Origin of the sequence: uncultured Helicobacter sp. (assembly GCF_937893305.1) — a bacterium.
GTDB lineage: Bacteria > Campylobacterota > Campylobacteria > Campylobacterales > Helicobacteraceae > Helicobacter_D.
Genome location: NZ_CALBGN010000012.1, coordinates 1 through 14,300 on the forward strand (window position 1 = coordinate 1; position 14,300 = coordinate 14,300).

Genomic DNA, 14,300 nt, shown 5'->3' on the forward strand with positions numbered 1-14,300 from the left:
AATAAAATCGCTGATGATATTTTAGAAGATGTGAATAAGAAGAGGTTTGAATAAAGTTGCTTAGAAACAATTTGATTTTAACAAAGAGATATTGTAGAATCTTATTTATTTCTAGATGCTTAAAAAGCGTATTGAAATCCTAAAATAATAGGGGTTAAAGATATTTATGCTTAAGCGTGCATTGATAATTTTAGCATTAGATATTTGTTTATTTGTGATTCTTTATTCTATTTTGCCTTATGAACGCAATGAGAATTTAGGAATTTGTCTTTTGGTTTTTATTGGAATCTTGTGGCTAACAGAAGCTATTCATGTAAGTTTAACAGCACTTTTAGTTCCTGTTCTTTCCGTTCTTGTAGGTCTGCAAAATACAAGTTCCGCACTTAGCACTTTTGCAAATCCGATTATTTTTCTCTTTTTTGGTGGATTTGCACTTGCAACTGCATTGCATATTCAGGGTATTGACAGGTTTATTGCTCAAAAATTAATTATCCTCGCAAAAGGAAAAATTAAAATTGCTGTTTTTATGCTATTTGTTGTTACCGCATTGCTTTCAATGTGGATAAGTAATACTGCAACTGCTGCAATTATGCTTCCTTTAGGGCTTGGTATTTTAAAAAGTCTCAATACACAAGAAAATAGACAAACTTTTGTTTTTGTATTACTTGGGATTGCGTATAGTGCTAGTATTGGTGGGTTTGGCACTTTAGTTGGAAGTCCTCCAAATGCAATTGCTGCTTCATCGCTAGGAATTGGATTTTTAGAGTGGATGCGACTTGGAATTCCTTTTATGATTGTAATGTTTCCTAGTTGTTTGTTTCTTTTATATCTTGTAACAAAGCCAGATTTAAATGAACATTTTTCTATGCAATTTGAAAAAATGGTGTGGAATCCACAAAAAACAACAACAATTTTCATTTTTGTTGCAATGGCGCTAGCGTGGATTTTTAGCGGGAAAATTAGTTCATTGTTAGGTGGAATCCAAGATATTGATGCAATGATTGCATTAATGGGAGCAGTGGTGATTGGCTTAAGTGGAACAGCTTCTTGGAAAGAAATTCAAAAAAACACAGATTGGGGAGTTTTGTTATTGTTCGGCGGTGGATTAGCGCTTGGAAGAATTATCAAGGATTCTGGTGCTAGTGCTGTAATGGCGGATTTTATCGCAAAAGTTCTTCGGGTTGGGGATTTTGGTATTGGGAGTTGGATATTGATTATTATAGCTTTAGCAATTTTTATTATTCTACTCACCGAATTTACGAGTAATACTGCAAGTGCTAGTTTGCTAATCCCTGTTTTTGCGTCTTTAAGCACTGCATTAAATATGCCTGATTCTATTTTGACTCTTGTGATAGGGTTTGGAGCAAGTTGTGCCTTTATGCTTCCTGTGGCAACTCCTCCTAATGCAATAGTGTTTGGGACAGGCTATATTAAGCAAAGTGAGATGATAAAGGCGGGATTTTGGCTTGGCGTATTTTCTGTGTGTATACTTACGATTTTTGCGCTTTTTGTGTGGAGTTGAAATGGATACTCCTTAAGATCTGTTTATAAAGACTTTAGATGCAAAAGGTTTAAAGATTTTAAGATTAGAATTATTAAATGATTTTAAGGATGGGAATAATGGCAAAAGTAGCAAACACCAATCTCCACGATGCAAAAAAGCATAAAAAAGATGAGTTCTACACGCAACTTAGCGATATAGAAAATGAGCTTAAGCACTACAAAGAGCATTTTAAAGATAAAATCGTGTATTGCAACTGCGATGACCCACTGCAAAGTGCCTTTTTTGAATACTTTTTTAAAAACTTCAAATGGCTTGATTTAAAAGCTCTTATCACCACTTGCTATAAAAGCCAAAATTACAGAGAAGTAAGCAGCGAAGACTCCCCCAAGAAAGCCTATGCGATAAAAATCCACCTAGATGATGTGATAAAAGATGAGCTTATAAACCCACAAAAGCACTCCATAGAAGATATAGATAAAGTTCTATCACAAATGCACCCACTAAGCGAAGTGGAAGCTACTCTCTCTCTCTCTCTCGTAGCAAATCGCAGTCGCCAGAAACGCTAAAGGCATTTGAGGAAAACAAGCATAAGCTTTTTGATAAATTTAGAGCCGAGCTAGAATCTGGACTGCCAAAAGAATCCACACAAAACAAAAACACAAAATCCCCCAAGCAACCAAAACTTTTTGAGATAAATGAAGACAAGGGGCTAAACAATGCAGGGGATTTTAGAAGTAAAGACTGCATAGAGCTACTAAAACTAGCCGATATAGTCGTAACAAATCCGCCCTTTTCACTCTTCCGTGAGTATGTCGCACAGCTTGTGGAGTATGGTAAGAAATTTTTGATAGTAGCACATCAAAATTGCATTACCTACAAAGAAGTCTTTTCTCTTATTAAAGATAAAAAGTTGTGGTTGGGATATGGATTTAAAGGTGGAGCTGGGCATTTTATAAATTATCATTATGAAGATTATGCAACAGCCTCAGACCATAGAGAAGGAATGATACGAGTTTCAGGAGTTACTTGGGTAACAAATTTAACACACAAAAAACGCAATGAGATTCTAGAAACTATCCATAGCTATGTTAAAACCCCTGAAAAATACCCTAAATATGATAATTACGATGCGATTAATGTGGATAAAACAAATGAAATCCCGCTAGATTATGATGGCGTAATGGGCGTGCCGATAACCTTTTTAGATAAACATAATCCTAAGCAGTTTGAGGTGGTAGCTTTAGGGATAGTTGGTTCAGTAGATTTTACTTGTAATAAAAAAATGGAGATTTTAGACAAATTTGGCAATGGCACAGGTAAATTTACCTTTAATGCAAAAGGCACACTTTATAGAAAATTTAATCCAAATACGGATAAAACTCCAGCTTTTAAGGATTGTGAGAGCGGGGAGCTGTATTCTAGTATTTACGCCAGAATCCTAATCCGCAAAATCGCTGAAGTAGAAACCTTACGCAAAGCCGAGCAAGAGAAAATGCAAACTTAACTTGTCTCTTCTTGTCATATTGAGCGTAGCGAAATATCTAGAATCTAGCTTTAGATACTTCGCCTAAAGGCTCAGTATGACAATAAAAGAAGCTTAAGAAATCATAGTGACCAAATCAAAGGAGTTAAAATGCAAATAGACAAAACCGAAATTTCCATAAAAGAGCTAGTAGCAGGATATGTAGTAAATGAAGAGAGCAATCAAGTAGTCGCTTATGCTGATGAAAAGGGCGTAGCAAGGCTAAATATCCGCCCTAAATATCAAAGGGAGTTTGTCTATAAAGACACACAAAGAGAAGCGGTGATAGATACGATATTAAAGGGCTTTCCGCTTAATATAATGTATTGGGTCAAAAATGCAGAATCTAGTGCAGGATATGAATTTGAAGTGCTAGATGGACAGCAAAGAAGCATAAGTATTTGTCAATATAAAGAGGGTGAATTTTCGGTAAAAGTGGGGGATAAATCGCAGTATTTTCACACACTGCCTAAGGATTTGCAAGAGAAGTTTTTAGACTATAAGCTTGATGTGTATGTGTGTCAGGGGAGTGAGAGTGAGAAGCTAGAGTGGTTTAAGACTATCAATATCGCAGGGGAGAAGCTCACAAATCAAGAGCTAAGAAATGCGGTATATGCGAGTGCGTGGCTAAGTGATGCAAAGCTTAGATTTTCTAAGCCTAATGGCTTGGCGGTGCAAAGAGGGGCTAAATATCTAAGTGGCAGTGCGATACGGCAGGAGTTTTTGGAGAGTGCGATTGCTTGGATAGTGGATTCTAAAAAAGATGAGAAGATTTGTGCGTATATGGCAAAACACGCTAAAGATTCTAAAAATGCCGATGAGCTTTGGGGGTATTTTCAAAATGTCATAAACTGGGTGGAGATGAAGTTTGAAAAATATCGCAAGGAGATGAAAGGGCTTGAATGGGGGCTTTTGTATAACGCCCATAAAGATAAGCCCCTAGATGCCAAAGAGCTAGAAGAGCAAATCGCTAAGCTTATGCAAGATGATGAAGTAACGAATAAAAAAGGCATTTATGAATATGTGCTAAGTGGCGATGAGAAGCATTTGCACTTGCGGACTTTTAGCGATAGCATAAAAAGAGCGGTCTATGAGAAGCAAAATGGCGTGTGTGCCAATAGCGATGGGCATATCAAGGGCGTGAAATGCCCTAATGAAAAGCAAAAGCTAGATATAAAGCAAATGGAAGCAGACCACATAATCCCTTGGAGCAAGGGCGGAAAGACGGAGAAAGAAAATTGTCAAATGCTTTGCCGCGAGTGTAATAGAGCTAAAGGTGCAAATTAATCAATCTTTAGCACAGCTAAAAAAGCCTCTTGTGGTAAGGCAACTTTACCGATAGCTTTCATTCTCTTTTTGCCTTCTTTTTGTTTTTCAAGCAATTTTCTTTTTCTTGTAATATCTCCCCCATAGCATTTTGCTGTTACATTTTTGCCCATTGATTTAACGGTTTCTCTAGCAATAATTTTGTTGCCGATACTTGCTTGGATTGCCACTTCAAAGAGCTGGCGTGGGATAATTTCTTTCATCGCTTCTACAAGTTCTTTTCCGCGCTCATAGGATTTAGATTTTGGCACAATAATACTTAATGCATCTACAATTTCATTTGCCACACGAATATCAAGTTTAACTAAATCTCCTTCTTGATAGTCTAATGGCTCATAATCAAAGCTTGCATAGCCTTTTGTGCAGGATTTTAACTTGTCATAAAAGTCCATTACAATTTCATTAGTTGGAATCCAATATTCTAAAAGCACGCGCGTTTCTTGTAAATACTCCATTTTCTTTTGGATTCCGCGTCTTTTGTTAAGCAGAGTTATCATATTACCTAAAAATTCACTAGGCACGATGATGGTTGCGCGGACATAAGGCTCTTTAATGTGTGCGATTTTTTGTTCTGGTGGGAGTTCGCTTGGGTTTTGAATATACACAACTTCACCATCTGTTTTTGTAACTTCATACACAACAGTAGGTGCTGTGGCGATTAGATCTAATCCAAATTCACGCTCTAAACGCTCTTTGATTACCTCCATATGTAAAAGTCCTAAAAAGCCTATACGAAATCCAAAACCTAATGCCACAGAAGTTTCAGGTTCATAGGTTAAACTTGAGTCATTAAGTTTTAGTTTATCTAGTGCATCGCGTAAATCTTCAAATTTATCTGTATCAATTGGATAAATCCCAGCAAACACAAAAGGTTTAGCGGGTTCAAAGCCAGCAATAGGTTCTTTTGTTTGATTTTTAAAATCAGTCATTGTATCGCCTACTGCAATATCTGTAACATTTTTTAAGCCTAAAATTACGATTCCAATTTCTCCTGTTTGGATTGTTTTTGTTTTTTCTTGGCGTAATGGGTGAGGATACATAAGCCCTAAAACTTCGTGGCTTTTGCCACTTCCCATAATATAAAGATTTTGTCCTAAAGAGATTTTGCCATCTATTACACGAACAAGCGCAAGCGCACCTAAATAATTATCAAACCAAGAATCATAAATGAGTGCTTTTGTTGGGGCATTGCTATTGCCACTTGGGGCAGGGATTTTTTCTACAATGCTATCTAGGAGTTCTTTGATGCCGATGTTCACCTTAGCGCTCACTTCTAATGCGTTTGTGCAATCAAGTCCTATGGTTTGTTCAATCTCATCTTTGACGCGTTGTGGATTTGCTGCTGGTAAATCAATTTTATTTAATACGGGGATAATTTCAAGATTATTTTCTAGGGCAATATATACATTAGCAATCGTTTGCGCTTCTACGCCTTGACTTGCATCTACAACAAGCAAAGCGCCTTCACAGCTAGCAAGAGAGCGAGAGACTTCATAGCTAAAATCCACATGTCCGGGAGTATCAATTAAATTTAAAATATAATTTTCTCCCTTATAGTTGTAGTTTAGTCGCACGCTTTGGGCTTTAATAGTGATTCCACGCTCTTTTTCAATTTCCATTGTGTCCATAACCTGTGCGCTCATTTCTCTTGAGCTAATTGCGCCACAAGCTTGAATAAGACAATCAGCAAGTGTAGATTTGCCATGATCAATGTGGGCAATGATTGAGAAGTTGCGAATCTTTTGCATAGAATCCATTAGCAAGCCTTAATTAAAGATAAAGTATAAGGCGGAATCTTAGCAAAAATAGACTTTAATGTTTTTGAGTGTGCTATAATTTTGACTTTATTTTTGTGAAATTATATGAGGTATTTTGTGCGATTTTTTAATTTTATCATCAAGCCTTTAGAGTTTATTAGAAAACATTTTAAGGCGTTAATTTTTTTGCTGATTGTGGTGTTAATTTTTATGCCAAAACAAGAAGAAGTGATTGAAGAAGCAAATGTTGCTAGGATTGATTTATATGGAGCAATTTTACAGAGTGATACTTTTTTGCAAGAATTAGAATTGTTAGAAAAAAATCCAAATTTAAAAGGAATCTTGCTTGTGATTGATTCACCTGGTGGCGCGATTGCACCAAGCATTGAGATTTCTGAAGCTATTAAGCGTATAAACTCTAAAATACCTGTGGTGGCTTATGCGCAAGGTGCAATGGCAAGCGGAAGTTATTTAGCAGGAGTGTGGGCGGATTCTATTGTAGCAAATCGTGGAGCTTTGCTTGGTTCTATTGGTGTGATTATTAATGGGGTGGATTTAAGTGAGCTTGCTAAAAAAATAGGAATCTCTTCACAAACAATTAAAGCAGGAATCTATAAAGAAGCTGGCACTTTAATGCGCCCTTGGAATAAAGAAGAAGAAACAATGCTACAAGATTTAGTTAAAGAGCAGTATTGGGCGTTTGTAGAAGAAGTAGTTAATGCTAGAAAGTTAGAGATTGCACAAGAGCCAAGTTTTGCACAAGGCAGAATCTTAAGTGCGAAAAATGCACTTGAACTTGGATTGGTAGATAAAGTAGGAAGTATCTATGAAGCACAGATATTGTTGTTTAAAAAAGCAAACATTTTAGAGCCTAAATGGTTTAAAAAAGAAAAAGATAAGATTGAAGTGTATTTAGAAAAAATCTTTGGAGAGCAAATTTCTAATGGAATCCAAAATGGAATCCTCAAAGGCTTAGAGCAGTTTAGCAAAGTGCAGTAGGAGAAAGTAATGCAGATTATTTTAAAAATTCAAACACCAGACAAAAAAGGTTTAATTGCAGAAATTACGCGCGTGATTTTTGATTTTAATTTGAATATTTTAACAAATGATGAGTTTGTAGATGTAGAGAATAATCTCTTTTTTATGCGTTCAGAAATATTGGGAGAATGTGATATTACCACACTTAAGAGTGAAATATTTAAACGGCTTTGCAAAGAAGCTAAAGTGGAAGTTTTTGAAGCAAAACGCAGAAAAATCGTTATTTTATGTACAAAAGAAAATCATTGTTTGGGGGATTTGCTTATTCGCTATGATAGTGGAGAGTTAAACGCGGATATTTTGGCGGTGATTTCAAATTATGATTCTTTAGAGCCTTTGTGTCATAAGTTTGATTTGCCTTTTATTTGTATTTCTAGTGAAAATTTAAATCGCGAAGAACACGAAGAAAGAGTTTTAAAAGAGCTTAGAAAATATCCTTGCGATTATATTGTGTTGGCAAAATATATGCGGATTTTAAGTCCGAAATTTGTAGGAGAATTTGAAGGTAGAATTATTAATATCCATCATAGCTTTTTGCCAGCTTTCATTGGCGCAAATCCTTATAAACAAGCGTATGAAAGGGGTGTTAAGATTATTGGAGCAACAGCGCATTTTGTAAATAATGCTTTAGATGAAGGTCCAATTATTTATCAAGATATTACAAAGGTTAATCACGCAATGAATTGGAGAGATATGCAAAGAAGTGGGCGTGATGTAGAAAAAATCGTGCTTGCTAAGGCATTAAATTTAGCCTTAGAAGAAAAGATTTTTACCTACAATAACAAAACGATAGTGTTTTAAGTCCTTTTTTTTTGGGGGGGGGCTTTTATTTGTTTAAAATTTCTTCAATCTCTTTTATGCGTTTTGCATCGCTTGGGTGAGTAGAAAGAATCTCAAGGTTATTTTTACCATTTGCTGCCATTTTTCTCCAAAAAATTAGTGCAGCTTGAGTGTTATAACCTGCTTTTTGCATTAAAGCGATTCCAACCTTATCGGCTTCTAACTCGTGAGATCTGCTAAATGGGAGCATTACACCAACATTGCTACCTATGCTGTATGCTTGATTAAAAAGAGAGGTGTATTCTGGGGCTTGAGACTGCACGATAAGGCCCAAAATACTGCCACTAATTTGGCGAATATTTTGCATACTCATTCTTTCTGCACCGTGCCTTAAAATAGTATGTGCAATTTCGTGAGAGAGAACCACAGCAAGTTCATCATCACTATTTACTAACTTAAGTAGTCCTGTATAAACAAATACTTTTCCACCCGGCAAACAAAAAGCATTGACTTGTTTGTCTTCTAACACATAAAATTCCCATTTAAAATCCGGGCGATTTGAAACATTGGCAATTCTTTTTCCAACGCGTTTTGTCATTTGTATAAAGGCTTGATTGTGGCTAATTTTGGATTCTTTTAAAATTGCTTCTGCACTGCGATTTCCAAGTGCAATTTCTTCTTTCTCTCCTAGTAACATCAACTGTGATCGGTTTGTGTAATCTGTAGAGGAACAAGAACAAAAGAAAACAGCAATGATTGCAAACAATAAGTAATAACGCATAAGCTATCCTTGAAATTTTCTTGTATTTTATAGTAATTTTGTAAATGGAATCCAAAAAAATTTAATTTAATGAAAATATTAAGATTAAGATAACATAATTATTGAAAAATAAGGAGTTTTTATGGATTTATTTCAGCATAGTGATGTTTTTAAAGAAAAATTAAAACACACAATAGAAGTTAGAAATCCCGCAACACAAGAAATTTTAGCCTATGTTAGAAAGACAGATGAAAATTTATTGCAAGAAATTATTTATCAAGCAAGTAAAGCACAAAGAGAATGGGCAAATACCTTAGCTGAAGATAGAGCAGATAGATTAATGCGTTTTTACGATTTAATTTTAGAGCATAAAAACGCACTTGCAGAAATTATGACAAAAGAACAGGGTAAGCCATTAAATGAAGCGCAAGGAGAGATTGTTTATGCTGCATCTTTTATTAAGTGGTTTGCAGAAGAAGCGCGTCATATTTGTGGGGATATTATGGAATCTAAAACGCAAGGGCAAAAATTAATGACAATTAAACAGCCTATTGGTGTTTGTGCTGCAATTACTCCGTGGAATTTTCCATCAGCAATGATTACGCGTAAGATTGCCCCAGCTTTAGCAAGTGGTTGTGCGATTATTGTAAAATCTGCTTCTTTAACACCGCTTAGTGCTTATGCATTAGAATTATTAGCAAGAGAAGCTGGAATCCCAAAAGAAGTATTTGTAGTGGTAAATGGCGATTCTAGGGCGATTAGTGATGTGTTGTGTAAAAATGATAAAATTCGAAAATTAAGCTTTACGGGATCTACTGAAGTTGGAGCACAATTGTATGCAAAGTGCGCAAAAAGTATTAAAAAGTTAAGTATGGAGCTTGGAGGAAATGCACCTTTTATTGTTTTTAATGACGCAAATTTAAAGGAAGCTGTGGAGGGAATAATGGCTTCAAAGTTTCGTAACAGCGGACAAACTTGTGTATGCGCAAATCGTATTTATGCTCAAAGTGGAATCTATTTTGAATTGTGTGCGGAATTGCAAAAAGCAATGCAAGAATTAAAAGTAGGTAATGGGCTAGAATATGGCGTCAATCAAGGACCTTTGATTAATCAAAACTCTTTAAATAAAGTTAAAGAACATATTGCTGATGCACTTGCAAAAGGGGCAAAACTTCTCAGTGGTGGAAAGGAACATAGGCTCGGTGGAACTTATTTTGAGCCTACATTAATCTGCGATGTGGAATCTAATATGTTAGTGGCAAAAGAAGAAACTTTTGGTCCATTAGCACCTATTTTTAAATTTGAAAGTGAAGAAGAAGTGATTGCTAGGGCAAATGATACAGAATTTGGATTAGCAGCGTATTTTTTCACACAAGATTATAAACGACAATGGCGTGTTGCTGAAGCATTGGAGTATGGTATGGTTGGGATTAATACAGGATTAATTTCTAATGAAGTTGCGCCTTTTGGTGGAGTTAAACATAGCGGACTTGGGAGAGAAGGTTCAAAATATGGATTAGAAGAGTATATGGAGATTAAATATCTATGTTTAAGTCTAAAGTGAGTTTGGCTATAATTGCGCTTTAAATTTTTGGATAAAGGTTTCTTTTGCGAGTATTGTTTGAAAAATTAATGTGGAATGCACGATTATTTATTATTCTGGCAGTGATCCTATCGCTTGTGGGTTCTATTTTGCTATTTGTTGTGGCAAGTGTGGATATTATAAAGGCAGCAAAGCAGACTTATTTGTATTATATTGGAGCGTTAGAGACAGGAGCGGATATTCATAATATTTTACTAAATTCTATTATTATGGCGATTGATTTATATTTGATTGCTGTGGTGCTTTTGATTTTTGCGTTTGGTTTGTATGAGTTATTTATTAGTAAAATTGAAGTTAAAGATGAAAGTCAATCTAAAGTCTTAGAGATTCATACTTTAGATCAACTCAAAGATAAGCTAGCTAAAGTGATTGTTATGGCGTTGATTGTTGCGTTTTTTTCAAAAGTCTTAAATATGGGTATGAAAACGACACAGGATATGCTGTTTTTTGCGATTTCTATTTTATCGCTTGCAGTTGGATTATACTTTTTGCATAAAGATTCCAAACATTAAGGAAGTATGATGAAAATGCTGCAAAATTTGCTAAAAGTTGGAATCCTTTTTTGTTTTTTTAGTGTAATAGCACAATCAAATGAGTTGCAAGTTATTCAAAGTTTTCGTGCTAATTTTGAACAAAAGGTGCAATCTGCTGAAGGGCAGGGGAGTACTCTAAGATACACAGGAGAAATAAAGGCTTTAGCACCAGTTAGCGTGTTGTGGGAATATAAAACGCCCATTCCAAAAGAAATTTATATTGATAATGGCGCAATGATTATATTTGAGCCAAAATTACAACAAGCAATTTTTACACAATTACAAGAAAATTTAGATTTATTTAGCTTGTTAAAAAGAGCAAAGAAAATCAAAGAAAATTATTATGAAGCAATAATTTTAGATCAAAAATATGTCTTATTGTTTGAAAAAGGAATCTTAAAAGAAGTGCGATTTAAAGATCATTTAGGTAACAAAGTAGAGATTAGTTTTTCTAATGTTATTATAAATAGCAAAATGCGTGCAGAGATTTTTGAGTTTAATCCTAGTAGTGATATTGATATTATTTACCATTAAAGAGTGTGTAAAATTGGTAAAAAATTTTGAAGTTCTCATAAAAATTTAAATTTTTTTTGACTTATTTTAAAAAACTGCGTTACAATAGGACTCAGTTCAACTTTATTTAAGGAGTCAAGTATGGGAACAGTTACGCTTATTAACAATGAAACAGGCGAAAAATTCGATTTTGATTTAATTGACTGCACTAGAGGTCCTAAGGCTATTGATTTTAGTAAGTTGTTTGAACGCACAAATATTTTTTCTTATGATCCAGGTTATGGCTCAACAGCAGGTTGTGAGTCTACAATCAGCTTTGTAGATGGTAAAAATGGGCGTTTGCTTTACAAAGGCTTACCAATTGAAGAGATTGTTGAAAAATATCGTTTTACGGATGTTGCAAAGTTGCTAATCACTGGCGAGGTCCCAAAAGATGAAAAAGAATCTAAAGAATTTGATTTAGAGTTGCGCCATAGAAGTTTTTTGCACGAGGGACTTATTAATATTTTTAGTGCTTTTCCAGATGGAGGACATCCAATGGCTAATTTAAGTTCTGCTGTTGCAGCACTTTCTACATTTCACTTTGATCATAATGAAATGGAAGAAGAAAATGATTATCAGACAATGGCTCGTAGAATCATTGCAAAAATTACAACTTTAGTTGCGTTTTCTTATCGTAACTCTATTGGCGCACCTTTTATTTATCCTGATATTAGCAGAAATTATGTAGAAAACTTTTTGTATATGTTGCGCGCATATCCGGGAGGTAGATTAAAATATACATTAAAAGGAGAAGAAGAGATTACTCCTTTAGAAGTTGAGGCGTTGGATAAAATCTTTACACTTCACGCTGATCACGGACAAAATGCTTCTACAACAACAGTGCGCAATGTTGCCTCCACGGGTGTGCATCCTTATGCGGCAATTTCTGCTGGGATTAATGCGCTTTGGGGACCAGCACACGGTGGAGCAAATGAAAAAGTTCTAGTGCAGCTTGCAGAAATTGGAGATGTAAAGAATGTAGAAAAATTTGTAGCACGCGCAAAAGACAAAAGTGATCCTTTTAGACTTATGGGCTTTGGGCATCGCGTATATAAGAGCTATGATCCACGCGCAAAAGCAATTAAAGCATTAAAAGATGAGTTGGACAAAAAAGGCATTAAAATGAATGCGCGTTTAAGTGAGATTGCTGAAAAACTGGAAGAAGTTGCATTAAGTGATGATTATTTCAAAGAAAGAAATTTGTATCCTAACGTGGATTTTTACAGTGGAATTATTTTAACAGCACTTAAGATTCCTGTGTCATTATTTACACCAATTTTTGTTATTGGAAGGATGCCCGGTTGGTGTGCGCAAGTGATGGAGCATATCAAAAATCCACACGCAAGAATTACGCGCCCACGACAAGTTTATTTGGGCAAATAATTGCAAAATGCAAACATTAAAGTAAAGAATGATTTTATTTTTTATGCGATAAAATCCACGCTTATTTTAAAATAGGAAAGTTGATGCAAGCAAAAGAATGGAATCTTAAAAGTTGGCGGAGTAAAGTTGCATTACAGCAGCCCATTTACAAGGATTTAGATGCACTAGAACGCACGCAAGGTATCCTAAGTAAATTCCCACCATTAGTGTTTGCTGGAGAAGCAAGATCGCTAAAGGCACATTTAGCAAAGGTTTCTCGTGGAGAAGCCTTTTTGTTGCAAGGAGGTGATTGTGCGGAAAGTTTTTCGGATTTCAATGCTGTAAGGATTCGGGATTTATTTAAAGTAATTTTGCAAATGGCGGTGGTTTTAACCTATGCAGGAGCTTGTCCTATTGTGAAAGTTGGACGCCTAGCGGGGCAGTTTGCAAAACCCAGAAGTAGTGATACAGAAACAATTGATGGGACTACATTGCCAAGTTATCGCGGAGACATTATTAATGGTATGGAGTTTAGTGTTAAAGCTAGAGAAGCAGATCCAGAAAGAATTTTGCAGGCCTATCATCAATCTGCTGCAACACTAAATTTAATCCGCGCTTTTGCGCAAGGTGGGCTTGCAGATCTTAATCAAGTTCAAAAGTGGAATCTTGATTTTGTGGAAAGTGCGCAAAGCGAGAGATTTTATGAAATGGCAGATAAAATCACTCAAGCTTTGGCGTTTATGGAAGCTTGTGGAATCACTGCAAAAAACACGCCAATATTGCACGAAACAGAGTTTTTTACATCACACGAAGCGTTGCTTTTAAATTATGAAGAAGCATTAACTCGCAAAGATCATTTAACGGGTGATTGGTATGATTGTTCTGCGCATATGCTTTGGATTGGAGAGCGAACACGCAATTTAGATGGAGCGCATTTAGAGTTTTTGCGTGGAGTAGGAAATCCTGTGGGTGTGAAGATTGGACCAAATGCTACTAGAGAAGATATTTTAGGGATTTGCGAGATTTTAAACCCAAGTAATGAAGCAGGACGATTAAATCTTATTGTAAGAATGGGTGCAAATACAATTATGGATAAACTTCCTAAGCTTTTAGAATCTATTAAAAATGAAGGAAGAGAGATTATTTGGAGTATTGATCCAATGCATGGGAATACAACAAAAGCAAGCAGTGGTTATAAAACGCGTTCTTTTGATAGTATTTTAAGTGAAGTGAAAGCGTTTTTTGAAATCCATAGAAGTGTTGGAACTTATGCTGGCGGTGTACATTTGGAGATGACAGGAGAAAATGTAACAGAGTGTGTGGGAGGAATGCAAGCAATTACAGAAGAGAATTTAGGCTGTAATTACAACACACAATGTGATCCACGCTTAAATGCAAGTCAAGCTATTGAACTTTCTTTTTTAATTGCTGATGTTTTAAAGCAAAGACGCCTTTAGAATTTCTATCAAAGATTCCATATTTTAGTGATAAATATGGAATCTAGAATCAAATTTTTTTAAAATATTAAAAAATCCTTATTATTTTTTTAATTTTTTATAA

General features: G+C 35.4%; 13 protein-coding genes. 11 read left to right on the plus strand and 2 right to left on the minus strand.

What is annotated here, in order from left to right; all coding sequences use genetic code 11:
* Positions 1-166: 166 nt before the first annotated feature.
* The 4 genes from Q0358_RS01990 to Q0358_RS02005 all read left to right on the plus strand — a co-directional run bounded on the left by Q0358_RS01990 (position 167) and on the right by Q0358_RS02005 (position 4,313).
* The gene (locus Q0358_RS01990; RefSeq protein WP_299546485.1) at positions 167-1,522 is read left to right on the plus strand and encodes a DASS family sodium-coupled anion symporter; all 1,356 of its coding nucleotides are present in this window, start codon (positions 167-169) and stop codon (positions 1,520-1,522) included.
* Between the two features lie 98 nt (positions 1,523-1,620).
* Complete coding sequence (locus Q0358_RS08425; RefSeq protein ID WP_366120857.1) at positions 1,621-2,070, plus strand: adenine-specific methyltransferase EcoRI family protein; 450 nt, start codon at positions 1,621-1,623, stop codon at positions 2,068-2,070.
* On the plus strand, positions 1,989-3,008 hold the full coding sequence (locus Q0358_RS02000; protein ID WP_299547022.1) for an adenine-specific methyltransferase EcoRI family protein: 1,020 nt from the start codon (positions 1,989-1,991) through the stop codon (positions 3,006-3,008). The genes Q0358_RS08425 and Q0358_RS02000 overlap by 82 nt, the downstream gene beginning before the upstream one ends.
* Positions 3,009-3,137: 129 nt before the next feature.
* A complete protein-coding gene (locus Q0358_RS02005; protein WP_299546487.1) occupies positions 3,138-4,313 on the plus strand; it encodes a DUF262 domain-containing protein in 1,176 nt (391 codons plus the stop codon).
* Here the strand turns inward: Q0358_RS02005 and lepA are convergent.
* Complete coding sequence (gene lepA, locus Q0358_RS02010) at positions 4,310-6,100, minus strand: translation elongation factor 4 (RefSeq protein WP_299547025.1); 1,791 nt, start codon at positions 6,098-6,100, stop codon at positions 4,310-4,312. The two genes, Q0358_RS02005 and lepA, sit on opposite strands and share 4 nt — an antisense overlap.
* 126 nt (positions 6,101-6,226) lie before the next feature.
* Here lepA and sppA point away from each other — a divergent pair, with 126 nt between their 5' ends.
* On the plus strand, positions 6,227-7,108 hold the full coding sequence (sppA, locus tag Q0358_RS02015; protein WP_299546489.1) for a signal peptide peptidase SppA: 882 nt from the start codon (positions 6,227-6,229) through the stop codon (positions 7,106-7,108).
* A gap of 9 nt (positions 7,109-7,117) precedes the next feature.
* The gene (gene purU / locus Q0358_RS02020) at positions 7,118-7,948 is read left to right on the plus strand and encodes a formyltetrahydrofolate deformylase (protein ID WP_299546491.1); all 831 of its coding nucleotides are present in this window, start codon (positions 7,118-7,120) and stop codon (positions 7,946-7,948) included.
* A 25-nt stretch (positions 7,949-7,973) separates the two neighbouring features.
* Here purU and Q0358_RS02025 read toward each other — a convergent pair whose 3' ends face one another.
* Positions 7,974-8,708 carry a M48 family metallopeptidase gene (locus Q0358_RS02025; RefSeq protein WP_299546494.1) on the minus strand — a complete coding sequence of 245 codons (735 nt, stop codon included), beginning with the start codon at positions 8,706-8,708 and terminating at the stop codon, positions 7,974-7,976.
* 121 nt (positions 8,709-8,829) lie between these two features.
* On the opposite strand from Q0358_RS02025, the gene Q0358_RS02030 reads away from it, so the two are divergent.
* The 5 genes from Q0358_RS02030 (at position 8,830) to Q0358_RS02050 (ending at position 14,197) form a co-directional block, all read left to right on the plus strand.
* Positions 8,830-10,251, plus strand: coding sequence for an NAD-dependent succinate-semialdehyde dehydrogenase (locus Q0358_RS02030; protein WP_299546495.1), 1,422 nt, complete (start codon positions 8,830-8,832; stop codon positions 10,249-10,251).
* Between the two features lie 68 nt (positions 10,252-10,319).
* Entirely contained in the window at positions 10,320-10,802 is a 483-nt protein-coding gene (locus Q0358_RS02035) for a YqhA family protein (RefSeq protein ID WP_299547028.1), read from the plus strand.
* A 9-nt stretch (positions 10,803-10,811) separates the two neighbouring features.
* Positions 10,812-11,357 (plus strand): LolA-like outer membrane lipoprotein chaperone, encoded by a 546-nt coding sequence (lolA, locus tag Q0358_RS02040; protein WP_299546497.1) that lies wholly within the window; start codon positions 10,812-10,814, stop codon positions 11,355-11,357.
* 120 nt (positions 11,358-11,477) lie between these two features.
* Positions 11,478-12,761 (plus strand): citrate synthase, encoded by a 1,284-nt coding sequence (locus tag Q0358_RS02045; protein ID WP_299546499.1) that lies wholly within the window; start codon positions 11,478-11,480, stop codon positions 12,759-12,761.
* Between the two features lie 83 nt (positions 12,762-12,844).
* Positions 12,845-14,197, plus strand: coding sequence for a class II 3-deoxy-7-phosphoheptulonate synthase (locus Q0358_RS02050; protein WP_299546502.1), 1,353 nt, complete (start codon positions 12,845-12,847; stop codon positions 14,195-14,197).
* Positions 14,198-14,300 lie beyond the last annotated feature (103 nt).

Bases quoted from the DNA above. Each gene is read 5' to 3' on its own strand.
- purU (WP_299546491.1), top strand. From the start codon at position 7,118: ATGCAGATTATTTTAAAAATTCAAACACCAGACAAAAAAGGTTTAATT.
- Q0358_RS02005 (WP_299546487.1), top strand. From the start codon at position 3,138: ATGCAAATAGACAAAACCGAAATTTCCATAAAAGAGCTAGTAGCAGGA.
- Q0358_RS01990 (WP_299546485.1), top strand. From the start codon at position 167: ATGCTTAAGCGTGCATTGATAATTTTAGCATTAGATATTTGTTTATTT.
- lolA (WP_299546497.1), top strand. From the start codon at position 10,812: ATGAAAATGCTGCAAAATTTGCTAAAAGTTGGAATCCTTTTTTGTTTT.
- Q0358_RS02050 (WP_299546502.1), top strand. From the start codon at position 12,845: ATGCAAGCAAAAGAATGGAATCTTAAAAGTTGGCGGAGTAAAGTTGCA.
- Q0358_RS08425 (WP_366120857.1), top strand. From the start codon at position 1,621: ATGGCAAAAGTAGCAAACACCAATCTCCACGATGCAAAAAAGCATAAA.
- Q0358_RS02035 (WP_299547028.1), top strand. From the start codon at position 10,320: ATGTGGAATGCACGATTATTTATTATTCTGGCAGTGATCCTATCGCTT.
- Q0358_RS02025 (WP_299546494.1), bottom strand. From the start codon at position 8,708: ATGCGTTATTACTTATTGTTTGCAATCATTGCTGTTTTCTTTTGTTCT.
- lepA (WP_299547025.1), bottom strand. From the start codon at position 6,100: ATGCAAAAGATTCGCAACTTCTCAATCATTGCCCACATTGATCATGGC.
- Q0358_RS02045 (WP_299546499.1), top strand. From the start codon at position 11,478: ATGGGAACAGTTACGCTTATTAACAATGAAACAGGCGAAAAATTCGAT.
- Q0358_RS02030 (WP_299546495.1), top strand. From the start codon at position 8,830: ATGGATTTATTTCAGCATAGTGATGTTTTTAAAGAAAAATTAAAACAC.